Below are 22,731 nucleotides of genomic sequence, written 5' to 3' on the forward strand. Positions count from 1 at the left end.
TGGCACGGCAGAGCGCTGCTCGCAGGCATGGCTTCGGCGTGCTGAGGGAGGACCTGGTTCATATCCAGCTGCCCGCCACGGTGCCCAAGCCGCGCCTGCCCGGGGTGGTCGTACACCGGACGGTTCTACCCGTCCGGCCAGTCCTGGTCAGGGGCCTGCCGTGTGTCCCCGCCGCCCACTGCGCCGTCGACCTGGCGCGTGCCGTCCGGCGGATCGACGCCCTACCAGTACTTGATGCGGCGCTCCGGTCGGGCGTGGTCTCCCAGGATGACCTGCTGGTGGAGGCGTCGGCCCACGCCGCCCTCCGTGGCGTCCGGCAGGCCCGCAGCCTCATCTCGCTGGCGGACGGTCGGGCCGAGTGCCGGCAGGAAAGCCAACTGCGACTGATCCTGATCGACGGAGGGCTTCCGCCGCCCGAGCCGCAACTGTGGGTGACCGACAGCTCTGGTGTCCGTCTCTACCGGCTCGACCTGGGCTACCGGGAGCGTCAGGTCGGCATCGAGTACGACGGACTGTCGCACCTGGACCGCGATCGACTCCGGTACGACCGGGAGCGGGTCAACTGGCTGGATGCAGCCGGCTGGCGGATGCGCTACTTCACCGACCGTGATCTCTACCGCCGCCCCCACCACATAACAGCAACCATCCGAGCAGCCCTCGCCCACCCCACCCCCTGACCCCGACCCTGACCCACCCCACCCCACCCCGCCGATCTTGCACTTTCTGTCTCGACTAATGCCACAACAAGGACATTCGAGCGACACAAAATGCAAGATCGGCGGGGGTGGGGGTGGGGGGTCAGGCTGCCAGGTGGGAGCGGATGAGGAAGCGGACTCCTTCGGGTGCCTCCAGGGAGAAGCCGCTGCCTCTGCCCGGCACCACGTCGACGGTCAGCGTGGTGTGTTTCCACAACTCCCACTGGGATGTCGACATCCAGAACTCGACAGGTTCGGACACCCCGTCGACCGAGAGCGAGGCGAGCAGCACGTCGGACGAGCCGGTGCGGAACTCGCCCGCCGGGAAGCACATCGGGGCACTGCCGTCGCAGCAGCCGCCGGACTGGTGGAACATCAGCGGCCCGTGCCGCCCCCGCAGCGACCTGATCAACTCGGCCGCCGCGGGGGTGAGTGAGACCACGGACATCAGAAGAAGCCGAGCTTCTGCGTGGAGTAGCTGACCAGCAGGTTCTTCGTCTGCTGGTAGTGCTCAAGCATCATCTTGTGGTTCTCCCGGCCGATGCCGGACTGCTTGTACCCGCCGAAGGCGGCGTGCGCCGGGTACGCGTGGTAGCAGTTCGTCCAGACCCGCCCGGCCTGGATGGCCCGCCCGGCCCGGTACGCGACGTTCATGTCCCGGGTCCACACGCCCGCGCCCAACCCGTACAGGGTGTCGTTGGCGGTCTTGACGGCGTCGTCGAGGTCGGCGAAGGACGTCACCGAAACCACCGGGCCGAAGATCTCCTCCTGGAAGATGCGCATCGAGTTGTCGCCCTCGAAGATGGTCGGCTCAACGTAGTATCCGCCGGACAGGTCGCCGCCCAGGTCGGCGCGGGAGCCGCCGGTGAGCACCTTGGCGCCCTCCTGCCGACCGATGTCCAGGTAGGACAGGATCTTCTCGAGCTGGTCGTTGGAGGCCTGCGCACCGATCATCGTCTCGGTGTCCAGTGGATGGCCGGCCACGATCGCCTTCGTGCGTTCCACGGCCGCGGCCAGGAAGTCGCTGTAGTGGCCCTGCTGGATCAGCGCCCGGGACGGGCAGGTGCACACCTCGCCCTGGTTCAGCGCGAACATGGTGAAGCCTTCGAGCGCCTTGTCGTAGAAGTCGTCGCGGGACGCGCTCACGTCGTCGAAGAAGACGTTGGGGCTCTTGCCGCCCAGCTCCAGGGTGACGGGTTTGATGTTCTCGCTGGCGTACTGCATGATCAGCCGCCCGGTGGTGGTCTCACCGGTGAACGCCACCTTCGCCACCCGGGCCGAGGACGCCAGCGGCTTGCCGGCCTCCACGCCGAAGCCGTTGACGATGTTGAGCACGCCCGGCGGCAACAGGTCCGCCACCAGCGACAGCCAGTAGTGGATGGACGCGGGGGTCTGCTCGGCCGGCTTGAGCACCACGGCGTTGCCGGCGGCCAGAGCGGGCGCCAGCTTCCAGGTGGCCATGAGGATCGGGAAGTTCCACGGGATGATCTGCCCGACCACGCCGAGCGGCTCGTGGAAGTGGTACGCCACGGTGTCGTCGTCGATCTCGCCGAGGGAACCCTCCTGCGCCCGGATCGCGCCGGCGAAGTACCGGAAATGGTCGATGGCAAGCGGGATGTCGGCCGCCAGTGTCTCCCGGACCGGCTTGCCGTTCTCCCAGCTCTCGGCGATCGCGAGGGATTCCAGATTGTCCTGCATGCGGTCGGCGATCCGGTTGAGGATCAGCGCCCGCTCGGCCACCGAGGTACGCCCCCAGGCGTCGGCGGCGCCGTGCGCGGCGTCCAGGGCCTTCTCGACGTCCGGGGCCGTGCCCCGGGCCACCTCGGTGAAGGTCTGACCGGTGACCGGGGTGGGGTTCTCGAAGTAGCCACCACCGTGCGGCTTGACGTACTCGCCGCCGATGAAGTGGTCGTAACGGGACTGCCAGTGGGTGGGCGCGTCGTAGCGCGTCATGGTTACCTCCGCCGTCGTGGTGCGGGTGTGCCGACGGCGACGCTAGTTTCCAGAACGTTGCAGCCACGTTGCGCGCGGAAGGTCGTACTCCCGGGCAAGCTGGTCGATGCGCGCCAGGGCGAGCGGCCGGCGTGGCGTGCCCACCGGCAACGCCCGCACCAGGGCCTGCCAGGCGGCCAGGTCGTCGGCGCCGGCGGGAGTCGCGGTCCAGGCCGTGAGCAGCGCCGGGTCCGCGCTGGCCAGCACGGCCGCGCGGAGCTGGCCGTCGATGAGCCGGCGCAGTCGGGCCACTCCCGGCGCGTCCGACCCGGGCAGCAACGACCCGGGGTACGCGTCGAGCGCGCCCGCGACATCGCCCTGGTCGAGCCGTGCCGCGATGGCGGTGAAGTCGGCCCGGACGGTGCCGCGCAGCCGGTACGGGCGGGAGTCGAGCAGCTCCGGCCCGAGCACCCGGCGCAACCGGGACAGCTCCGCGCGCAGGGTGACCGGGTGCAGCCGGTCGTCGCCGTAGAGGTCGAGGCCGAGCTGTTCGCCGGTGCGACCCTCAGGGTGGTGCAGCAGCAGCACCAGTAGCTCGCTGTGTCGGCGGCCGAGCCGGATCCGTCGCCCGTCGACGCGCAGTTCCGCCTCGTCGCGGCCGAGCGCGGTCACCACTGCGACGCCCGGCTCGACCGGCCGGTCCGCGGCGAGCTGCGCCTCGGCGGCGCGGGCGGTGGCCCGGACCAGCGCCAGGCTGTGCGGGTTCGCCAGATTGTCGCCGCCGGTGATGTCGACAGCACCGAGCAGCAGCCCGGTGGCCGGGTCGTGGATCGGCGCCGCCGCGCAGGTCCACCGCTGCACCGGTCGGCTGAAATGCTCGGTGGCGAAGATCTGCACGCTGTGGTCGACGGCCAGCGCGGTGCCGGGGGCGTTGGTGCCGGCGTGGGTCTCGTCCCAACGGGCGCCGGGCACGAAGTTCATCCGCTCGGCGTGCCGGAGCACCCCCGGATGCCCCTCGACCCAGAGCAGCCGCCCGTACGCGTCGCACACCGCCATCAGGTGCGCGCTGTCCTGCGCGATGCCTCCGAGCAGGTCCCGGAAGAGTGGCAGCACGCGGGCCAGTGGATGCCCGGCCCGGTACGCGGCGAGCGCGTCGTCGCGCAGGTCGACGGGCGGGGTGGCCTCCGGGTCGAGTTGCGCCGAACGTTCCCACGAGCGGCGTACCACCTCGCGGACCCGGTGTGGCGCGGCGCCGGCGGTGAGGAACGCCTCGTGGGCGGCACCGACCTGCGCGATCCGCTCGGCCGGATCGACGCCGAACTCCAGGGCGAGCCACGGGTCAGCCATGGGGCGACCTCCTCGGGCCCTATCGTGACGCAGCTCACCCTCGATCGCCAACCGTCGGGTCGCCGCGATGGCAGACACAGAGATTGCCCGGACCGGGTGAACGGTAGGGCGCTGCGATCCGTACCACGCGGTGACGAACACCACGAGGACGGGAGCGACTGGCGATGAGGGTGCAGCGCAAGCACGTGCTGGCGGCGACGGTGGCGGTGCTCGCCGCGGCGGGAGTGGCGGTCGGGACCGGATTCGGGTTCGCCGGCACCGCCCCCACGCGGTCGTCGGTCTGCTCCGGCTCGGTCACCTTCTCGGCGGAGGGTGGGGCACCGGCGGCGACAAGCGACCGCTTCCCGGTGGGTACACGGCTGCGCGTGACCAACCTGGACAACAACCGGGCCGCCACGGTGACGGTGACCGGCCCGTCGGGCAGTTGTGTGCTGCTCAACGCGGCGGCCATGGACCTCGTGCGGGAGCCGGGCAAGAACGTGATCCGCCGCAACGTGGTCGAACGCCTCGACGCCGCCCCGCCGGCCGCCGGTGCGCCGGCAGCCGGCACGGTACGCCCCGGAGCCGCGTCACCGGGCGCGTCGGGCCCGGCGCCCCGATCGGCGTGCCCGGGAGCGATCACCTTCTTCGAGGAGGCGGCCGGGCCGGCGGCGACAAGCGGGCAGTTCCCGGTGGGTACGCGGCTGCGGGTGACCAACCTGGACAACAACCGGGCGACCACCGTGACGGTGACCGGCCCGTCGGGCAGTTGCGTGCTGCTCAACTCCGCCGCCATGGAGCAGATCCGTGAGCCCGGCAAGAACCTCGTCCGCCGTAACACGGTCGAGGTGCTCCGCTAGGCGTCGGGCCGCCCGAGGGCGCCGTCGAGAATGTCGGCGCCCCGGGTGAGCTGCTCGTCGGAGATCACCAGCGGGGGCAGGAGGCGCAGCACGTTGCCGTACGTGCCGCAGGTCAGGGTGAGCAGGCCGGCGGCGTGACAGGCGGCCGAGACGGCCGCCGTGGCGACCGGGTCGGGGATGAGGGTGCCGGGCTGTACCAGCTCCACGGCGAGCATCGCGCCCCGGCCGCGTACCTCGGCGATGCGGGGATCGCGCTCGGCGGCGGCCCGGAGCCGGGGGACCAGCACGGACTCGACGCGCCGGGCGGTGGCGGCCAGGTCCAGCTCGTGCATGGTCTCGATGGTGGCCAGCGCGGCGGCGCAGGCGATCGGGTTGCCGCCGTACGTGCCGCCGAGGCCACCGACGTGCACCGCGTCCATCAGCTCGGCCCGGCCGGTCACCGCGGCCAGCGGCAGCCCACCGGCGATGCCCTTGGCCAGGGCGACCAGGTCGGGTTCGACGCCCTCGTGCTGGCAGGCGAACCAGTCGCCGGTACGGCAGAAGCCGGTCTGGATCTCGTCGGCCACGAAGACCACCCCGGCCGCCGTCGCCCAGGATCGCAGCGCCGGCAGGAAACCGGGCGCCGGCACCACGAAGCCGCCCTCACCCTGGATCGGCTCGATCAGCAGCGCGGCCACGTTCTCCGCCCCGACCTGCTTCTCGACCATCTCGATCGCCCGCGCCGCCGCGTCGGCGCCGGAGAGCCCGCCGTCGCGCAGCGGGTACGACATCGGCACCCGGTAGATTTCCCCGGCGAACGGCCCGAACCGGTGCTTGTACGGCATGTTCTTCGCGGTCAACGCCATGGTCAGGTTGGTCCGCCCGTGGTACGCGTGGTCGAACACCACCACCGCCGGCCGTCCGGTGGCGTGCCGCGCGATCTTCACGGCGTTCTCCACCGCCTCGGCACCGGAGTTGAACAGTGCCGAACGCTTCTCGAACCCGCCAGGCGTCACCGCGTTGAGCTGCTCGCACACCGCCACGTACGACTCGTACGGCGCGACCATGAAGCAGGTGTGGGTGAACCGCTCGACCTGCGCGCGGACCGCCTCGACCACCTTCGGCGCCGAGTTGCCGACGCTCGTCACCGCGATGCCGGCGGCGAAGTCGATCCACTCCCTGCCGTCGACGTCGGTGATCGTTGCACCCGACGCGCTGTCCACGTACGACGTGATGACGCTGCCGACGCCCCGGGCGACGGCACCACCGCGCCGCTTGTGCAGTTCTTCCGAGGAGGCCATGGGTCAGCCCTCGATGTTGTGCATGACGTGCTTGATCCGGGTGTAGTCCTCCAGGCTGTAGACCGAGAGGTCCTTGCCGTGTCCGGAGTGCTTGAAGCCACCGTGCGGCATCTCCGAGACGAACGGGATGTGCGTGTTCACCCAGACGCAGCCGAAGTCCAGTCGGCGGGTCATCCGCATGGCCCGGCCGTGGTCCTTCGTCCACACCGACGCGGACAGGCCGTAGTCGACGCCGTTTGCCCAGCGCACCGCCTCGTCCTCGTCGGAGAAGCGCTGCACGGTGATGACCGGCCCGAACACCTCGTCCTGGATGATCTCGTCGGCCTGACGCAGCCCGGACACCACAGTCGGCGCGTAGAAGTAGCCGCGCTCGCCCTGCCGGGAACCACCTGTCTGGATCGCCGCGTGGTCCGGCAGACGGTCGACGAAGCCGCTGACCCGGGCTAGCTGGTTGGCGTTGTTCAGTGGGCCGTAGAGCACCTCCGCGTCGTCAGGCGCGCCGGTCTTCGTGTTGCGGGCCTGCTCGGCGAGCGCCGCCACGAAGTCGTCGTGGATGCCCGGCCCGGCCAGCACCCGGGTGGCAGCCGTGCAGTCCTGCCCCGCGTTGAAGTAGCCGCCCATCGCGATGGCCTCGGCCGCAGCCGCCACGTCCGCGTCGTCGAAGATCACCACCGGGGCCTTGCCGCCCAGCTCCAGGTGGGTCCGCTTCAGATCGGGGGCCGCCGCGGCGGCGACCTCCATGCCCGCGCGGGTCGAGCCGGTGATCGACACCAGCTGCGGCGTGGGGTGCGAGACGAGGGTACGACCGGTGTCCCGGTCGCCGCAGACCACGTTGAACACACCAGGCGGGAAGAACTCGGCGGCGATCTCGGCGAGCAGCAGCGTCGACACGGGCGTGGTGTCCGACGGCTTGAGCACCACCGTGTTGCCGGCGGCCAGCGCCGGGGCGATCTTCCAGACCGCCATCATCAGCGGGTAGTTCCACGGCGTGACCTGGGCGCAGACGCCGATCGGCTCGCGCCGCACGTACGAGGTGTGCCCGGCCAGGTACTCCCCGGCGGAGCGCCCCTCCAGCAACCGGGCCGCCCCGGCGAAGAACCGGAACTGGTCCACCGCCGGCGGCAGCTCCTCGTCGGCGGTGAGCTGGCGCGGCTTGCCCGTGTTGCGGACCTCGGCGTCGACCAGCTCGGCCGCGCGGGCCTCCACGGCGTCGGCGAGCTTGAGCATCGCCCGCTGCCGCTCGGCGGGGGTGACCTCCCGCCAACTCTCGAACGCGGTGGCGGCGGCACTCATCGCCGCGTCCACATCTGCGGCGCCGGACACCGGGGCCTGCGCGAACACCTCGCCCGTGCAGGGGTCGATCAGGTCGGCGTACCCGCCGTCGGCCGGTTCGACGTAGGAGCCGTTGACGAAGTTGCGCAGCTGCTGCTGATCACTCATGGCGGGATCTCTCCGAGGGGCCGGGTGCGGTTCTGCGGCGGTTATCGCATCTCTCTGCCATCTTGGCCACTGAATTCGCGGCAGACAAGGGCTGCTGCGACTGTTTCCGTCGACTGCCGACTCGTCTACGCTGCTCGGCGTGGAGCCCACCGCGTTCTTCGTCGCCTCCCGCCCCGCCGCCGGCGAGGGTGAGCTGACCGTCCACCACCCGTACGACGGGCGCCCGGTGGGGCGTACCACGATCGCCACGCCCGACCAGGTAGAGGCCGCCGTCACCGCGGCGGCCGGTGTGGCCGCGCAGGCCGCGGCCCTGCCCGCGCACGCCCGCGCGGCGGCCCTGGACCACGTGTCCCGCCGGCTCGCCGAACGCGCCGACGAGGTCACCACGCTGATCACCGCCGAGAACGGCAAGCCGGTGAAGTGGGCGCGGGCCGAGGTGGGACGGGCCGTGTCCACCTTCCGGTGGGCCGCCGAGGAGGCGCGGCGCTTCTCCGGCGAGCTGCAACGCCTCGACACCGACCCGGCCGCCACCGGGCGGATCGCGCTGGTCCGGCGGGTGCCGAGAGGGCCGGTGCTGGGCATCGCGCCGTTCAACTTCCCGCTCAACCTCGTCGCCCACAAGGTGGCGCCGGCCATCGCCGTGGGCGCGCCGATCATCGTCAAGCCCGCCCCGGCGACCCCACTGTCCGCGTTGCTGCTCGGCGAACTGCTTGCCGAGACCGACCTGCCGGCCGGCATGTTCTCGGTGCTGCCGCTGCCCAACGACCGCGCCGCCGAGCTGGTCACCGACCCCCGGCTGCCGGTGGTGTCGTTCACCGGGTCCGGGCCGGTCGGCGCGGCCATCCGCCAGCAGGTGCCCCAGAAGCACGTCACGCTGGAACTGGGCGGCAACGCGGCGGCCGTGCTCTGCGCCGACTGGACGTCCGGCGAGGACCTGGACTTCGCCGCGCAACGGATCGCCACCTTCGCCAACTACCAGGCCGGCCAGTCGTGCATCGCCGTCCAGCGGGTGTACGTGCACCACATGCTGCACGCCGAGTTCCTGCCCCGGCTGGTCACGGCGGTCCGCGCGCTGCGCACCGGCGACCCCACCGACGAGTCGACGGACGTCGGCCCGATGGTGTCCGAGGACGCCGCCCGCCGGGTCGAGGCATGGGTGGGCGAGGCAGTGGCCGCCGGCGCCACGGTCGAGGTGGGCGGCGCGCGGGACGGCGCCACGTACCCCCCGACCGTCCTCACCGGCGTGCCCGCCGACGCCAGGGTCGTCGCCGAGGAGGTGTTCGGGCCGGTGCTCGTGGTCGCCCCGGTCGCCGACGACCAGGCCGCGTTCGCGGCGGTGAACGACTCGGCGTACGGGTTGCAGGCGGGCGTGTTCACCCGACGCCTGGACGTGGCCTTCGCTGCCGCCCGGTCGCTCGAGGTGGGCGGGGTGATCGTCGGCGACGTGCCGTCGTACCGGGCCGACCAGATTCCGTACGGCGGGGTCAAGGGCAGCGGCGTCGGCCGGGAAGGGCTGCGTAGCGCGATGGACGACTACACCGAACCGCGGGTCATGGTGCTGACCGGGCTCACCCTCTAGGCCTCGTCGGCGCGCCAGGTGCCGTCGTCGCTCACCCGGGCGGGGGCGCGGCCGAGCAGCAGGGTCGTCAACGCGGCGTCGATCGTGTCGCCCAGGAACCACTCACCGGCCTGGTCGAGGGCGAAGACCCGGCCCCGCTCGTCGACGGCGAGGATGCTGTCCTGGCCCTCGGTCCCGATCGGGAAGAGCCGTACGCCGAGGACCGCGCCGAAGTCGGCGAGCGTGTCGGCGGTGTGCGCGATCATGTGCGGGCGGATGTCGAACCGGGAGATCCACACCTGCTCGCCGGGGCCGCGCCGGGCGCCCACCAGGCTGGGGAACGCGGTCAGCGCCTCGACGGCCGCTGGGAAGACCGCGTGCCGGTGGGTGCGCCCCGCCACTGCCGTGACGTCCCGTACGGCTGCGGCGGCCATGAGCTGGTCACCGATGTGCGGTCGCCAACCGGCCGCCACCAGCGCGTTGGCCACCTCGGGCGGGAAGCGGCCCGGGTCCGGGTCGGGCTCCGCCGGCGGTAGCCAGGTCTCCGTGTACGCCCGGGTCGACTCCGGCAGGACGTTGGCGCTCACCAGGAAGTTGACGCACGAGTCGCAGGGCCGCTCGGCTGGGCCGCCCGCCGGGTCTCCCGGCTCCCGCACCCGGAGGATCTCGAACCGCGCCCCCTCCAGCAGAGCCGCCGCCTCGGCCCGGCCCATCGGCGCGATGCCCTCGGCGGCCCGCCGGTGGTCGTACTCGTGCAGCACGTCGGACACCACGATCAGCTCGGCGTGACTTTCGCCGCCGCGGACCAGCTCCCCAGGGGGCAGCTGATCCAGGTAGGTGCGCACGAGCGGGTGATGGTTCAGGGGGACGGCGTCCTTCGTGCCCTGCGCCGTCCAGATGCGACCGTCGAGTGTCAGATGCGCCGTGGTGTTCGGGGTGGCGATCCGATGGATCTCCCGTACCAGCAGGCTCGACTGGTCGACGGTGCGCGCGGCGGTCGGCCCGTCCGGCTGACTGCGCCGGTACATGTCCGCCACCACGTCGCTGGGCACCCGGGGCCAGGTGGTGACCTTCCCGGTCTGCTTGTCGACGACAGTCGTCGGCAGGTCACCCGGGACCGTCCGCACCTCGGTGGACACGACGGACGTGATGACGTAGCCGAGATCGAACTCGTCGACCACAGGCGTGCACTCGTGGCCGAGGCGCTGTGAATCGCGGCGGGCCCAGGTGGCCGCGAGCTGCTCGGCCTGTTCACGGTCGATCACACAACGAAACTACCGGACTACACGGATCGATGGCGGCCGGTATGGTTCGGGCTACCGACGGTGACGGGAGGAACGGGCGGTGAGCGAACGCGTGGACCGCGACGTCAATCGCGAGCTACGGGCCCGATTCGACGACGTGTACGGGCAGTATCAGCAGCTCAGGTCCAACCTGGACGAACTGCGTGCCCGGCTCGCCGCGGTCCGGGTGACCAGGCGGTCGGCCGACGGGCAGGTGACAGTGACAGTCGGCGCCCGGGGCGAGCTGGTCGCGATCGAGCTGGACCCGGCCATCTACCAGAACCGGGACGTCGAGGCGCTGAGTCGCAGGATCACCGAAACCGTCCACGCCGCCACCACCGCCGCCGGCGACACCACACGGGATCTGGTGGCCGCACACGTACCGGCCGGCTCCGGCTCTGTCGAGTTCCTGCGTACCGGAGATTTCGGCGCGCTGCTCGGGCGCGCCGAGGCCGTCCTCGGGCGGCGCGAGGGGCCGGCATGACCGACGGGCAGCTGTGGCTCGACCCGTACCGAGCCCGCCGGGGCGGCGCCGACCTGGCCCTCGCAGGCGAGGCGGTGACAGCCCGCCGGGCCGCGGAGGGCGGCGAGATTGAAGCCGCCAGCGGCAACCGGCCGTGGGGCCGCGACGACATCGGCGCGGCGTTCGAGCGCAACTACCGAGGGTTCGAGCAGACCGTGCTGCGGGCCTGGACGGGCATCGGCCACCGGCTCACCGAGCTAGGCACCGACGTGGTCCGCGCGGTCGACGCGAGCGTGCAGACCGACGGCAGCAGCGCCGCCCGGCTCGACCGGGCCGCCGACCGGCGCTGACAGCGGGGCGATCCGGATGAGCGTTCTGCCCAGCCCCATCCCGCACCCGCTCGACTACGCGCCCTGGGACGTGCCCGGCTGGATCTACGAGGCACTGGACTGGGTCGTCGGCGTGCAGTGGCCCGAGGGCGACGAGCGCGCCGTCTGGGACGTCGCCGACCGCTGGTACGCCGTCGCCGCCGTCCTCGCCGGGCCGCGCAGCGACGCCGCCGCCGCCGCCAGTGAGGTACGCGCCGGGTACGGCGGCGTCGGCGCGGTCGACGAGGCGTTCGAGGCGGCCTGGCGGGGGATCGCTGAGAATGCCGACGCGCCCCTGCCGGTGCTGCTCGCGGTCACCAGCGACCTGGGCCGGCTCGTCGAGGAGTGCGGCTGCGACATCGAGGGCGCCAAACTCGAAGTCTGGATCGAGCTGGGCATCCTCGTCATCGAACTGCTGACGGTGGCGGTGGCGGCCGTGCTCACCGCCGGCGCCGCCTCCCCGGCCGCCGGCGCGGCGGTCACCGCCACCCGACTGCTGATCCAGCAGATCTTCAAACGGCTGATGGGGCAACTGGCCAGCAAGTCCCTCAAACACGGGCTGAAGGAGGCGGGGGAACGGGCAGCCAAGGAGGTCGCCCGGGGCGGCGTACGCGGCCTCGCCCGGCGCGCCGCCCGCGAAGGGCTGGAGGAGGCGGCGGAAGAGGCCGGGGTCACGCTGGCCACCCAGGCGTACCAGAACTCCACCGGCCGGGCACACGGCCTGGACCTCACCGACCTGGGCGCGTCGGCCGTCGGTGGCCTCGCCGGCGGGGCGGTCGCGCCGCTGGCCGGCCTGGGCCGGCACGCGACAGGTCGCGCCGCTCGGGTCGGTGAGCACCTGGGCCGGGAGATGACAGGTGAGGTGCTCGCCGAGACCGCCGCCGGCCTGGCCACCGGGCAGGGCCTCACCTCGGTGGAGGACGTGGCCCGCGCCGCCGCCTCCGGGGCCACCGGCTCGGCCACCGCACAGACCGACCACGCGCTGCGCGCCAAACTCGACGCGCAGGCCGACTCCCTGGCGGGAGCCTCTCTCACCGGCCCGTCCCTGGCGCCCCTGTCAACCTCCACTGTGGATGGCTCTGCCGCTTCCGCCACCGACACCTCCGAATCGGGATCGTCTGCTTCCGCCTCGTCGGCACCGGCTTCGGCGGGATCGGTCTCTTCTTCGCTTTCGGCGTCCTCCGCTGTCGGCGGGCCGGTGGCCGGGTCGCCGGTGGCTGCGGCGCAGCAGGCGGTCGGTGGTGCGGATGCGGCCGCGTCACCCGTGGGGTCGGTCCCTGACGTGCGGACCGCCGTGTCGTACGGCCTGACCCAGCCCACTGTCTCGGACCTGGCCGGCTCACCTGTGTCGCCGACGATCGGCGACGAGCCGAGTCGCCTGGTGCTCCCGACCGAGACCGCCGCGCAATCCTCGGACGAGCTCACCATCGACCGGCCCGGCCCCGCGCAAGCGATCGCCACCGACCCCACCCTCTCCTCGGTCGCCGCGCCCACCACCGGCACGCTCGACCAGGCCGGCGCGCCGGCCACCGGCGTCGCGCCCACCGGGCACAACGGCGGCACGGGGACGGCCCCCGGTGTCACCGGCCCGTCCGCATGGTCGCCGTCGGCGACGAGCAGTCCCGCCCCGACAGTCGCCGCCGGGGTGGCGCCGCCGGCAGCGCACCTACCGACGTGGCAGCCGTTCGGGCCGGGACGCGTACCTGCCCACCCGGCGCGCGGCAGGGCATCGGTCCTGGGCGACCTGACCGCGCCGTCGCAGTCCGACATCGAGGCCAGCGACTGGTACGCGGCCCGGTGGGCGGCCGAGGCGGAAGCCGCCGAGCGGCAGCGCTACCGGGGCTACTACGAGTCGCGGCGCAACGAGTTCGAACACAGCCGCCGGCAGGCCGAAGCCAGCCGACTGCACGCCCTGGCCGCCGAACACGACCGCCGGGCCGTCGAGTACGCCACCTACGCCCGGCAACTCCACCGGGCCGGCCACCAGCGGTGGGCCGACGGCTGGCAGCGGGCCGCGAACGACGAGACGCGCGCGTACACCAAGTGCCGTGACCTGGCCGACGCGGTGCTGGCCGGCGCCCGGGCGCCGGCTGTCGTCGACATCAGCGACGCGGCCTTCCGGCAGGCCAACACGGACGTGGGCGCGCTCACCCTCGGTGCGGTGGAGGTCCGCGGCCCGTCCCGGCTCACCGGCGACGACGTTCCCCCGCCGATCGACGACTCCCGGCCCTACGGGCAGCCCGGGGGCCTACGCCCGCCGCTGGCCCTGCATCAGGTCGACGTCGAACGGCAGATGCCCCGCGACCCGGACGGCAGCGTCACCCGCACCGCCGACCCCCGCCACGGCGCCTGGTTCCGGCTCCTCAACGACGGTGGGCCGATGGCCGACGCCACCCGGGGTATCAACTGCCTGGACTGCACCCTGTCCATGTTCGAGACGTGGGTGCACGGGCGGCCCCGCGTGTCGGCGCCGCGCACCTTCGACGGGTACCTCGACGGCGACACCCGCCGCCCCATCCGAGGCGAAGCCGGCGGCCCCGGCCGGGTGGAGGACGTCACCGGAGGCCGGTTCCAGCGGCTGCTCGCCCCTCCGCCCGGCCAACGGCTGCACCCGGCGTACGCACGACAGGCCGCCGACCGCGGCTACCGCAACCTGCACGACCAGATGCTGCTTGGCGGACACGGCAGCTACGCGTTCCTGATCACCGAGTGGGCCGGCGGAGGCTCCCACGCCTGGGTGGCGCTCAACCAGAACGGCACGATCCTCTACGTCGACCCGCAGACCGGCATCATCCGCGACCGGCCGCTGTACCCCGACGTGGTCGGCATCGACGCGCTGGTGCTCGACGGCGCCGGCCGGCCCATGCCGCTCGGCGGACTGCCCCGAGGCCGGTTCAGCGAACGACCCGACCTGCCGACCCACCCGTCGGCGCGGGACGACGGCGGTCACGGCGACCCGTACGTCAACCGGATGTACCTGCTCCTGGACGGGCCGGGGTCGGTTCCCGACGCGGGTGACGGACCCACCCGCGGGGACGCCGCGTCGGTGGACCGTGACCCGGCTGAGGTGCTCGCGTCGGCCGGCAGTCTGGACGAGGTGTTCGCGTCCGGAGTGAGCCCGGCCGAATTCGCGGCATCGGTCGACCCGCCCACCCTCCAGCGCCTGGTGAACCTGGACGATGCGGACGCACGGGATGTGGTGCGGCTCTTCGCCGACCAGCGGGTCCGCGACATGCTTGACAGCGTCCGGCGGGAGCCAACACCGAACGAGCCGGAGTTGGCCGAGAAGCTGGCTTGCCAACTGGCACAGGCACCTGACCTGGCACGGATGATTCTCGGCACCCCAGAGCTGGCGAAATCGCTGACGGCCCGACCATTGACCCTGCACCATCTGGCGAGTCATCAGCAGGCCATCGACGCCTTGGCTGAAGTGCTCGCCGACGTCGAGCAGCAGGAAGCGGCAGGCCCCGATAGGTCGGCCCGGAAGGAAGTGCCTCAACCACAGCCGACGCCGCTGACAAGGGACCAGCGCCAAATCAGCGCCACAATCCAGGCGTCCGATGACCCGTTGAGCCAACCGGGATTCGACAAGCGTCGACAAGCGGATCACACCTATCGCCGGGACTACCTCGACAGCCTCTACGTGGCGGCGGCGGTCGCCCAGCAGGAACTGAACCGGGTGGCGGTCACTCTCGCCCACGTCGGTGACCGGCAGGTCGGTGAGCCGGGCTGGCGCTCAGGGCCCAAGGACCGACGTCGAGCTGAGGACAAGATGGACAAACACCAGGGCGACGCGTCCAAGCTGCTTGACCTGGCGGCAGCGAAGGTCGAGTTCCGCACTCTCGACGATCTGTACGCCGCACTGGAGCGACTGCGGGATCACCCTGACGTCGAGATCGTGAGCTTCGACGACCGATTCATCTCGCCACGCGACAGCGGCTACCGCGACGTGCAAACCGTGCTGCGAATGGGGAACGGCCATCTCGTTGAGTTCCGCCTGCACCTCGCAGCGATTGACGCCGTCGCGGTTTGGGAGCATGTGCTCTATGAGGTGCGCCGAGACGTCGAAGCGCTTGCGGTAGCCGAGGGTCGGGCACTTACTGCCAGCGAGCGTGCGCTCACGGGAGGAATCCGACGGCGGGAGCAACAGTTGTTTTGGCAGGCACTGCAGTCGACACTAGGGGGCAACGCTCGATGACTTCAATGCCAGGTCTGGTGCTCCCCTCTTACTACATGTATTACCAATCGCCGGTGAAGATCGTGGAGACGCCCGACGGCGGTGCCCGGGTATGGCGAGTTGCCATCGACACCGGCGGCTGGCAGGAGAAGAACGATATCTTCGTTGAGATCACCCTTGGTGTCGGCGGCGAAGTCTTCCGTCGATCTCCGGAGGATTTCGTGCAGGAGGTGGAGCGTTTTCGGGCTCACTATCTGGAAGGTAATGGCCCGGTCTTCGCCCTCTACGAAACGATCCAGGCAGTCCGCGATGTGGCGAAGGCCGAAGATCGCCACCTGACGTCGAAGGAGCGGGCGCTGATTCGGGGGATCCGGCAGCGGACGTTCGTGATGTTCGAGGAGCAGCTCCGCGCTGCTGGTGATCCTGGCGCAGACCCTGATATTGCGAGAGTGGTGTAGGCAGGGCTCTGCCGAGGACCCGTGGGTCGCGGAGGCGAACCTCAGCGCGCGTGCGTTAGGCCCTTCCGAGGGATATCGCCTGGTCCGAATAGGATCCAGACATGAGTGGGTCGAGGGCGGAGAAGAGCGGATCCCACGCCTGGGCGTGGCCGGCCGGCATCCTGATCGGTCTGGCGATCGGCATTCCCTTGTTCGGTTCGAAGGGTGGCGTCGCCTTCGGCGTGGCCCTCGGCATCGCCTTCGCAATCGCCTTCGGCGCGGCCGGGAAGCGTTCCGAGGGCGGCAAGGCCGACGGTGGCGGGTCCGAGGGTGGCGCCGACGGTCCGCATCGAGGGTGATCGACTCCAGTTCGGCGATGTGGGGGTATGCGGAGGCAGGGGATACCGCCACATCGGCGATGTTGAGTGGATCAAGCCGGGCGGCGCCGGGGAGTGTCGCGGAGGCGGTGGGCGTACAGGAGGAGTTGCGGACAACGCCACCGCCCGGGCGCTCGCGCTGGCCCCGCGCTACCGGCTGCCGGAGACCACCCGGACGGCCGACGGCTCTGCCGTGACGCGCTCGCCAGGGTGGAGGAGCAGGCTGGCCGACCGGGGGCGTAAACCGTAACGCCGCACACATGCGGGCCGCTCTATCACCAGGGGTGGGGGTGGGCCGGTAGTAGCCTGACCCGCGGACCCCACCCGGGGTGAAACGGTGAGGTGATCATGACGGTGCGTCGGCGCGCGGCGCGGTTCGCGACGGTCTGCGGTGTCCTGGGCGGCCTGGTGCTGCTCGGTGCGTCGCCGGCGTCGGCCGACGACGACTCGGTCCGGGTCGGCGCCGCCAGCAGTTTCTCCGCCGGTGGTTCGGCACAGGGGGTGAACGTCGCGGTGCGCAAGCGCTCCGACGGGTGCGTGCTGCTGCGTACCGCCCTGGGCCTGAGCCTGGAGGGTCTCCAGCCGGATCAGGTGACGGTGCAGGTGAACTCCGGCGGGCGTTGGTTCCCGCTGGCGGTGTCCGGGGGTGACGGCAGCGCGGTGACCGGGCAGACGTCGCCGGCGAAGCCGACCCTGTGCAAGGGCAAGGGCATCACGGTGCGGTACCGGGTGGCGTTCGCCGAGGGCACGCCTGGCGGGCGGCTCGTGGTGACCGGCGTGGGGGTCAGCGCGGCCGGCCAGGAGCTGGGTCGGGGCACCGACACGGCGCGGCTGAACGGCGCCCGGGTCACCCCGACGCCGTCGAAGAAGCCCACCCCGACTCCGAGTCCGACCGAGGTCGCGACCGCCAGCGAGGTGGTGAACCCGGCCGCGCTCGCGCCGACGGCCGCCGCGCCGTCCACGACGCCTGTCGCCGCCGAGTCCGGCGGCGGTTCACCTGTCATGTTCTTCGGTATCGCGATGGTCGCCGTCGGACTACTGCTCATCGTGCTGCTGGTCCGCCGCTCGCGGCAGGACCGGTCACCTGCCGACCCGCCGCCCGTGCCCCTGCCGGGCAACCCCGGCGGCACCACCTACCGCTCCGGCGGTGGGTCACCGACCGCGCCCGCCAACCCCGGCTCGGTGTACGGCCAGCAGCCGTCCGGCGGCTACGGCACCGTGCCCGCCCCCCGGCCCGCCCCCGGTGGTGTGTACGGGGCCCGACCGGTGGAGAACGCGCCGGCACCCGAGGCGACGCAGCCGATGCCGGGCGCTCCGGGCACCCCACCGCCGCCCGAGGATCCGCCCGACGGTGGCGAGCGCACGGCGATCATGCCCCGGCTCCCCGGCTGAGCGGGGCCGGACCCCTACCCTCCGATACGCTCAGGTTCGGTGGAAACTGCGGCCAAGGAGCGGAACCAGTGTCTGATCTGTCCCAGATCGTGAAGGCGTACGACGTCCGAGGGACGGTGCCGGACCAGTGGGACGAGAGGGTCGCCGAGGCGCTGGGAGCCGCGTTCACCCAGCTTCTCAAGACCACCGACGAGCCGGGCGACGCGGTCGTCGTCGGGTACGACATGCGGGCCAGTTCGCCAGGGTTGGCGGAGGCGTTCGCGGCAGGCGTCCGCGCTGAGGGCCGCTCGGTGATCGAGATCGGGCTCGCATCCACGGATCTGCTCTACTTCGCCTCCGGTTCGCTCGACCTGCCCGGCGCCATGTTCACGGCCAGCCACAACCCCGCGCAGTACAACGGCATCAAGATGTGCCGCTCCGGTGCCCGGCCCATCGGTCAGGACAGCGGGCTCGCCGAGATCCGCGATCGCGCACAGGCCCTCCTGGATTCGGGCGCGGCCCGTCCGGGCGGCGAGCCGACCCGACCTGTCGAACGCCGTGACCTGCTTCCCGACTACGCCGCGTACCTGCGCAAGCTTGTCGACCTGTCCGGCATCCGGCCATTGAAGGTGGTGGTCGATGCGGGCAACGGGATGGGCGGCTTCACGGTTCCGACAGTGCTCGGCGACGCGGCCCTGTCGGCCCTGCCGTTGGAGATCGTGCCGCTGTACTTCGAGTTGGACGGCAGCTTCCCCAACCACGAGGCCAACCCGTTGGATCCGGCGAACCTGGTCGACCTCCAGCGCGCGGTGGTCGAGCACGGCGCCGAGATCGGGCTGGCCTTCGACGGTGACGCCGACAGGTGCTTCGTGGTGGACGAGCGCGGCGAGCCGGTCTCGCCGTCGGCGATCACCGCTCTGGTCGCCGCTCGCGAGTTGGCGAAGCACCCGGGCTCCACGGTGATCCACGGCCTCATCACCTCCAGCGCCGTCCCGGAGATCATCCGTGAGCACGGCGGCGAGCCTGTCGTCGCCCGTGTCGGTCACTCCTTCATCAAGGCCGAGATGGCGCGCACCAACGCCGTCTTCGGTGGCGAGCACTCGGCGCACTACTACTTCCGGGATTTCTGGTTCGCCGACACCGGGATGCTCGCCGCGATGCACACCCTGGCCGCGCTGGGTGAGCAGTCGCTGCCGCTGTCCGTGCTGGCCGGGGAGTACGAGCGCTACGTCGCCTCCGGCGAGATCAACTCGACGGTGGCCGACCAGGCGGGCGCGGTCGCCGAGGTGCGGGCCGCGTACCCCGAGGCGGAGGCCGACGAGATGGACGGGCTCACGCTGCGTTTCCCCGACGGCGCGTGGTTCAACCTGCGCGCCTCCAACACCGAGCCGTTGCTGCGGCTCAACGTCGAGGCGCCCACCCGGGAGCGGATGGTCTCGCTCCGGGACGACGTGCTCAACCGCGTTCGCCGATAAGATCGCCTGCGCCGGTCGGCACCGCCGCCGGTGAAGCCGCACACGTGGAAGGAGCCGTGCCATGGCCCTGGATCCGCAGTTGCTCGAGATTCTCGCCTGTCCGGACACGCACCACGCCCCGCTCACCTACGATGCCGAGGCGCAGACGTTGACCTGCACGCAGTGCGGCCGGATCTTCGAGGTCCGTGACGACGTGCCGGTGCTGCTGCTCGACGAGGCCCGCGGTGGCCCCGGGCAGGCATCATGATCGACGGTACGGCCGGGGTCAGTGGTCGGCGCTACGCCGACGAGGCCCTGCTCGACAACCCGGCCGCGCTGGCCGAGCACGATCCGGGTGACATGCTCCGGCACACCGCCTCGGCGGGCGCGCAGGTGCGCGAGAGTGCGGCGCTGGCCGCCGAGGCGAATCTGGCGGTGCTCGCCGACGACGGGCGGCCCCGGGCCGTGGTGATCGCGGGCATCGGCACCGCCGGGCGTACCGGTGACGTGCTGGCCACCGTCGCCGGGCCGCGCTGCCCGGTCCCGATCATCGGGCACCGCAGCGCGGGCGTACCCGGCTGGGTGGGCGCGGCCGACGTGGTGATCGCGGTGAGCGCGTCCGGCCGGAGCCCGGAGGCGCTGGGCGCCGCCGAGGCGGCCCACAGGCGTGGTGCCCGGCTCGTCGCGGTGGGTGCACCGGATTCGCAGTTGCAGTCGATCGCCGAGCAGGCCCGGGCGCCGTTCATCCCGGTGCCCCGACGTGCGCCGGCGCGGGCCAGCCTCTGGGCGCTCACCGTGCCGGTACTGCTCGCCGCGCGTTCGCTCGGGCTGGTGAAGGTCAACGAGGCCGACCTGGCGGAGACCGCGGCCCGACTCGACGCGGACGCGGACCGCTGCCGGTCCGCCGCGGAATCGTTCGTCAACCCGGCGAAGTCGCTGGCGCTGGGCCTGGCCGGCTCGATCCCGATCGTCTGGGGTTCGTCCCCGCTGGCGACGGTGGCGGCCCGCCGGTTCGGTGACACACTGTCGGCCAACGCCCGCTACCCGGTGGTCACCGGGGCGCTCGGCGAGGCCGGTAGGGGTCGCGTCGGCCTGCTCGACGGCGTCTTCGGAGGTCTGGCCGAGGGCGAGCGGGACATCTTCGCCGACCCGGCGGAGGACGACGGCGAGGGGACCCGTCTGCGGCTGGTACTGCTGCGCGACGGCGGGCTCAACGCCGAGGACGACACCGACGAACCACTGGCGGTGGAGGAGCGCCGCGCGGACGCGGTGCAGACCCTCGCCGAGCGGCGCGGGGTGCGGTGTGACGTGGTGACCGCCGAGGGCGGCTCCGCGCTGGAACGGCTGGCCTCGCTGATCGCGGTGCCGGATTTCGCGTCGATCTACCTTGCTCTGGCACATGGGCTGGACCCGATGGCCGTACCGGCCATCACCGAGATGAAGGAGCTGTCGAACCAGTGAACGGACGTAGGGGGCGGCGCGTCATGCGCGGACCGGTTGGCTTCGTTCGGCGAAGCGGAGCGGCGGCGTGAGCGCCAACGGCGGAACGAAGGCGATCGTCGCCGCCCTGCTGGCCAACGTCGGCATCGCCGTCACCAAGTTCGTCGCGTTCCTGCTGACCGGGTCGTCGTCGATGCTTGCCGAGTCGATCCACTCGGTCGCCGACTCGGGCAACCAGGGCCTGTTGCTGCTCGGCGGCAAGCGGGCGAAGCGGGCGGCCACCCCGGAGCACCCCTTCGGGTACGGCCGGGAGCGCTACATCTACGCGTTCATCGTGTCGATCGTGCTGTTCAGCATCGGTGGCCTGTTCGCCCTGTACGAGGCGTACCACAAGTGGCACGACCCGCACGGGATCGACGAGTGGCAGTGGGTGCCGATCACGGTGCTGGTGGCGGCGATCCTGATGGAGTCGTTCTCGTTCCGGACCGCCATCAAGGAGTCCAACCACATCCGGGGCAACCAGTCCTGGGTGCGGTTCATCAGGCGTGCCAAGGCGCCGGAGCTGCCTGTCGTTCTGCTTGAGGACTTCGGCGCGCTTGTCGGTCTGATCTTCGCGCTGTTCGGCGTCACCATGACGCTGATCACCGGCAACGGCGAGTGGGACGCCGCCGGCACCGCGATGATCGGTGTCCTGCTGGTGGTGATCGCCATCGTGCTGGCGATCGAGACGAAGAGCCTGCTGCTCGGTGAGGGCGCCGAACAGCAGGACCTGGACGCCATCGAGCGGTCCATCACCGACGGTCCGGAGGTGGAGCGGATCATCCACATGAAGACGCTCTACCTGGGCCCGGAGGAGCTGATGGTCGCCGCGAAGATCGGCGTGCCGGCCTGCGAGAGCGCCGAGGCCCTGGCGCGTGGCATCAACGCCGTGGAGGCGCGGATCCGCGCCGCCGTGCCGGTCGCCCGGGTGATCTACCTGGAGCCGGACATCTGGAGTGTCGCCGCCGCCGAGGCCGGCACGGGGGCCGCCGCCGACACCGCCGTACCCCAGCCGCAGGAGGGCGAGGCGGCCGGGCGGCCCGGGGGCTGACCTGTGGAACTGCTGTACGGACCGATCCGGGACTACGCCTGGGGGTCGCGCTCGGCTCTCGCGCTGTTGCAGGGCCGGCAGGTGCCCAGCGCCGGTCCGGAGGCGGAGCTGTGGCTGGGCGCCCACCCGGGCGCCCCGGCCATGGTGGAGCGCGCCGGGCTCCAGGTCAGCCTGTGTGACCTGGTGCGGGACGAGCCGGGGCAGTGGCTCGGTGCGCGGGTGTCCGACCGGTTCGGCAGCAGGCTGCCGTTCCTGCTGAAGGTCCTCGCCGCGGACGCCCCGCTGAGCCTGCAGGCCCACCCGGACGCCGAGCAGGCCCGGGCCGGGTACGAGGCGGAGGCGGGGCGTCCGGCGGCGGAACGCAACTACTCCGACCCGCACCACAAGCCGGAGTTGCTGGTGGCGCTCACCCCGTTCGAGGCGCTGTGCGGGTTCCGGCCGCCTGTGGAGTCGGCCGGGGCGCTCGCGTCGTTCGGCGTACCGGTGCTGGCGCCCGTGGTGGAGGCGTTGCGGGCCGGGTCGCCGGGGTTGCGCACGGCGGTGCGGACGCTGCTGGCCTGGCCGGCCGGTGAGCGCGACGAGTTGTTGTCCGCGGTGGTGGCCGCGCCGGCCGACGGCCCGGACGCGGAGCTGGCCCGGCGGTTGGCGGCGGCGTACCCGGGGGATCCGGGGGTGCTTGTCGCGTTGCTGCTGCACCACGTCCGGCTGGTGCCGGGGGAGGCGATCTGGATGCCCGCCGGCAATCTGCACGCCTACCTGAGCGGTTGCGGAGTGGAGATCATGGCGGCCAGCGACAACGTGCTGCGTGGTGGGCTGACGCCGAAGCGGGTGGATGTCGACGAGTTGTTGCGGGTGCTGCGTTTCGAGGTGCTCGAGGACCCGGTCCGGGCGGCGCAGCCGGTGGGCCCGGGGGTGGACTGGTGGCCGGTGCCGGTGGACGACTTCGCGCTGCACCGGGTGCGGGTCGGCACTGCGGTGCCGTCGGTCACGTTGTCGCTGCCCGGCCCGCGGGTGGTGCTGTGCGGGTCCGGTGCGGTGACGGTGGACGACGGGGCGGGCGCTGTGACGTTGGTGTCCGGTCAGGCGGCGATCGGCGACGCCGCCGGTGCGCCGTTGCGGATCGGTGGTGCCGGTGAGGCGTACGTGGCGACGTCCGGGTTGCGCTGACGCGTTTCCCGTA

At 72.0% G+C, this 22,731-nt stretch carries 20 protein-coding genes; 14 read left to right on the forward strand and 6 right to left on the reverse strand.

Features of this window, described 5'->3' with window-relative positions:
• Window positions 1–254: 254 nt before the first annotated feature.
• Window positions 255–677: an endonuclease domain-containing protein gene (locus ACFY1S_RS02475; RefSeq protein ID WP_387111986.1), complete on the forward strand. Its 423-nt coding sequence runs from the start codon at window positions 255–257 to the stop codon at window positions 675–677.
• Window positions 678–798: 121 nt separating this feature from the next.
• Here ACFY1S_RS02475 and ACFY1S_RS02480 read toward each other — a convergent pair whose 3' ends face one another.
• From ACFY1S_RS02480 to ACFY1S_RS02490, 3 genes are read right to left on the reverse strand one after another with little or no spacing between them, the layout of a single operon-like run.
• Window positions 799–1,143 (reverse strand): DUF779 domain-containing protein, encoded by a 345-nt coding sequence (locus tag ACFY1S_RS02480; RefSeq protein WP_387111989.1) that lies wholly within the window; start codon window positions 1,141–1,143, stop codon window positions 799–801.
• Window positions 1,143–2,648 (reverse strand): aldehyde dehydrogenase, encoded by a 1,506-nt coding sequence (gene adh, locus ACFY1S_RS02485; RefSeq protein ID WP_387111992.1) that lies wholly within the window; start codon window positions 2,646–2,648, stop codon window positions 1,143–1,145. Before adh ends, ACFY1S_RS02480 begins: the two co-directional genes overlap by 1 nt.
• Window positions 2,649–2,690: 42 nt before the next feature.
• The gene (locus ACFY1S_RS02490; protein WP_387111994.1) at window positions 2,691–3,974 is read right to left on the reverse strand and encodes a GAF domain-containing protein; all 1,284 of its coding nucleotides are present in this window, start codon (window positions 3,972–3,974) and stop codon (window positions 2,691–2,693) included.
• 164 nt (window positions 3,975–4,138) lie between these two features.
• Between ACFY1S_RS02490 and ACFY1S_RS02495 the strand changes: the two genes are divergently transcribed.
• Window positions 4,139–4,813, forward strand: a complete 675-nt coding sequence (locus ACFY1S_RS02495; RefSeq protein ID WP_387111997.1) for a hypothetical protein — start codon at window positions 4,139–4,141, stop codon at window positions 4,811–4,813.
• Here the strand turns inward: ACFY1S_RS02495 and gabT are convergent.
• The gene (gene gabT / locus ACFY1S_RS02500) at window positions 4,810–6,093 is read right to left on the reverse strand and encodes a 4-aminobutyrate--2-oxoglutarate transaminase (RefSeq protein WP_387112000.1); all 1,284 of its coding nucleotides are present in this window, start codon (window positions 6,091–6,093) and stop codon (window positions 4,810–4,812) included. The genes ACFY1S_RS02495 and gabT overlap by 4 nt on opposite strands.
• A 3-nt stretch (window positions 6,094–6,096) precedes the next feature.
• Complete coding sequence (locus tag ACFY1S_RS02505) at window positions 6,097–7,533, reverse strand: gamma-aminobutyraldehyde dehydrogenase (protein WP_387112003.1); 1,437 nt, start codon at window positions 7,531–7,533, stop codon at window positions 6,097–6,099.
• A 139-nt stretch (window positions 7,534–7,672) separates the two neighbouring features.
• On the opposite strand from ACFY1S_RS02505, the gene ACFY1S_RS02510 reads away from it, so the two are divergent.
• On the forward strand, window positions 7,673–9,112 hold the full coding sequence (locus ACFY1S_RS02510) for an aldehyde dehydrogenase family protein (protein WP_387112006.1): 1,440 nt from the start codon (window positions 7,673–7,675) through the stop codon (window positions 9,110–9,112).
• Here the strand turns inward: ACFY1S_RS02510 and ACFY1S_RS02515 are convergent.
• Entirely contained in the window at window positions 9,109–10,356 is a 1,248-nt protein-coding gene (locus tag ACFY1S_RS02515) for an SUKH-3 domain-containing protein (protein ID WP_387112009.1), read from the reverse strand. The genes ACFY1S_RS02510 and ACFY1S_RS02515 overlap by 4 nt on opposite strands.
• A 79-nt stretch (window positions 10,357–10,435) precedes the next feature.
• Here ACFY1S_RS02515 and ACFY1S_RS02520 point away from each other — a divergent pair, with 79 nt between their 5' ends.
• The 11 genes from ACFY1S_RS02520 to manA all read left to right on the forward strand — a co-directional run bounded on the left by ACFY1S_RS02520 (window position 10,436) and on the right by manA (window position 22,718).
• Window positions 10,436–10,858, forward strand: a complete 423-nt coding sequence (locus tag ACFY1S_RS02520; RefSeq protein WP_387112012.1) for a YbaB/EbfC family nucleoid-associated protein — start codon at window positions 10,436–10,438, stop codon at window positions 10,856–10,858.
• Entirely contained in the window at window positions 10,855–11,187 is a 333-nt protein-coding gene (locus tag ACFY1S_RS02525) for a hypothetical protein (protein WP_387112015.1), read from the forward strand. Before ACFY1S_RS02520 ends, ACFY1S_RS02525 begins: the two co-directional genes overlap by 4 nt.
• A 16-nt stretch (window positions 11,188–11,203) precedes the next feature.
• Complete coding sequence (locus tag ACFY1S_RS02530; protein WP_387112018.1) at window positions 11,204–15,403, forward strand: toxin glutamine deamidase domain-containing protein; 4,200 nt, start codon at window positions 11,204–11,206, stop codon at window positions 15,401–15,403.
• 53 nt (window positions 15,404–15,456) lie between these two features.
• Window positions 15,457–15,840: a hypothetical protein gene (locus ACFY1S_RS02535; RefSeq protein WP_387112021.1), complete on the forward strand. Its 384-nt coding sequence runs from the start codon at window positions 15,457–15,459 to the stop codon at window positions 15,838–15,840.
• A 101-nt stretch (window positions 15,841–15,941) separates the two neighbouring features.
• Complete coding sequence (locus tag ACFY1S_RS02540; protein WP_387112024.1) at window positions 15,942–16,178, forward strand: hypothetical protein; 237 nt, start codon at window positions 15,942–15,944, stop codon at window positions 16,176–16,178.
• Between the two features lie 366 nt (window positions 16,179–16,544).
• Window positions 16,545–17,588 carry a hypothetical protein gene (locus ACFY1S_RS02545; RefSeq protein ID WP_387112027.1) on the forward strand — a complete coding sequence of 348 codons (1,044 nt, stop codon included), beginning with the start codon at window positions 16,545–16,547 and terminating at the stop codon, window positions 17,586–17,588.
• A 68-nt stretch (window positions 17,589–17,656) separates the two neighbouring features.
• Window positions 17,657–19,042, forward strand: a complete 1,386-nt coding sequence (locus ACFY1S_RS02550; protein WP_387112029.1) for a phosphomannomutase/phosphoglucomutase — start codon at window positions 17,657–17,659, stop codon at window positions 19,040–19,042.
• Window positions 19,043–19,103: 61 nt separating this feature from the next.
• Window positions 19,104–19,289 carry a Trm112 family protein gene (locus ACFY1S_RS02555; RefSeq protein WP_139585754.1) on the forward strand — a complete coding sequence of 62 codons (186 nt, stop codon included), beginning with the start codon at window positions 19,104–19,106 and terminating at the stop codon, window positions 19,287–19,289.
• On the forward strand, window positions 19,286–20,482 hold the full coding sequence (locus tag ACFY1S_RS02560; protein ID WP_387112033.1) for an SIS domain-containing protein: 1,197 nt from the start codon (window positions 19,286–19,288) through the stop codon (window positions 20,480–20,482). The genes ACFY1S_RS02555 and ACFY1S_RS02560 overlap by 4 nt, the downstream gene beginning before the upstream one ends.
• Before the next feature lie 67 nt (window positions 20,483–20,549).
• A complete protein-coding gene (locus ACFY1S_RS02565) occupies window positions 20,550–21,551 on the forward strand; it encodes a cation diffusion facilitator family transporter (RefSeq protein ID WP_387112035.1) in 1,002 nt (333 codons plus the stop codon).
• Between the two features lie 3 nt (window positions 21,552–21,554).
• The gene (manA, locus tag ACFY1S_RS02570) at window positions 21,555–22,718 is read left to right on the forward strand and encodes a mannose-6-phosphate isomerase, class I (protein WP_387112038.1); all 1,164 of its coding nucleotides are present in this window, start codon (window positions 21,555–21,557) and stop codon (window positions 22,716–22,718) included.
• The last annotated feature ends 13 nt before the right edge of the window (window positions 22,719–22,731 follow it).

Source organism: Micromonospora sp. NPDC000663 (genome assembly GCF_042898105.1).
In the GTDB taxonomy this organism is placed as follows: Bacteria; Actinomycetota; Actinomycetes; order Mycobacteriales; family Micromonosporaceae; genus Micromonospora.

What these genes read in the sequence shown, in the direction of transcription:
- ACFY1S_RS02480 (WP_387111989.1), bottom strand. Translation starts at nt 1,143, where the DNA reads ATGTCCGTGGTCTCACTCACCCCCGCGGCGGCCGAGTTGATCAGGTCG.
- adh (WP_387111992.1), bottom strand. Translation starts at nt 2,648, where the DNA reads ATGACGCGCTACGACGCGCCCACCCACTGGCAGTCCCGTTACGACCAC.
- ACFY1S_RS02490 (WP_387111994.1), bottom strand. Translation starts at nt 3,974, where the DNA reads ATGGCTGACCCGTGGCTCGCCCTGGAGTTCGGCGTCGATCCGGCCGAG.
- ACFY1S_RS02495 (WP_387111997.1), top strand. Translation starts at nt 4,139, where the DNA reads ATGAGGGTGCAGCGCAAGCACGTGCTGGCGGCGACGGTGGCGGTGCTC.
- gabT (WP_387112000.1), bottom strand. Translation starts at nt 6,093, where the DNA reads ATGGCCTCCTCGGAAGAACTGCACAAGCGGCGCGGTGGTGCCGTCGCC.
- ACFY1S_RS02505 (WP_387112003.1), bottom strand. Translation starts at nt 7,533, where the DNA reads ATGAGTGATCAGCAGCAGCTGCGCAACTTCGTCAACGGCTCCTACGTC.
- ACFY1S_RS02525 (WP_387112015.1), top strand. Translation starts at nt 10,855, where the DNA reads ATGACCGACGGGCAGCTGTGGCTCGACCCGTACCGAGCCCGCCGGGGC.
- ACFY1S_RS02530 (WP_387112018.1), top strand. Translation starts at nt 11,204, where the DNA reads ATGAGCGTTCTGCCCAGCCCCATCCCGCACCCGCTCGACTACGCGCCC.
- ACFY1S_RS02540 (WP_387112024.1), top strand. Translation starts at nt 15,942, where the DNA reads ATGAGTGGGTCGAGGGCGGAGAAGAGCGGATCCCACGCCTGGGCGTGG.
- ACFY1S_RS02545 (WP_387112027.1), top strand. Translation starts at nt 16,545, where the DNA reads ATGACGGTGCGTCGGCGCGCGGCGCGGTTCGCGACGGTCTGCGGTGTC.
- ACFY1S_RS02555 (WP_139585754.1), top strand. Translation starts at nt 19,104, where the DNA reads ATGGCCCTGGATCCGCAGTTGCTCGAGATTCTCGCCTGTCCGGACACG.
- ACFY1S_RS02560 (WP_387112033.1), top strand. Translation starts at nt 19,286, where the DNA reads ATGATCGACGGTACGGCCGGGGTCAGTGGTCGGCGCTACGCCGACGAG.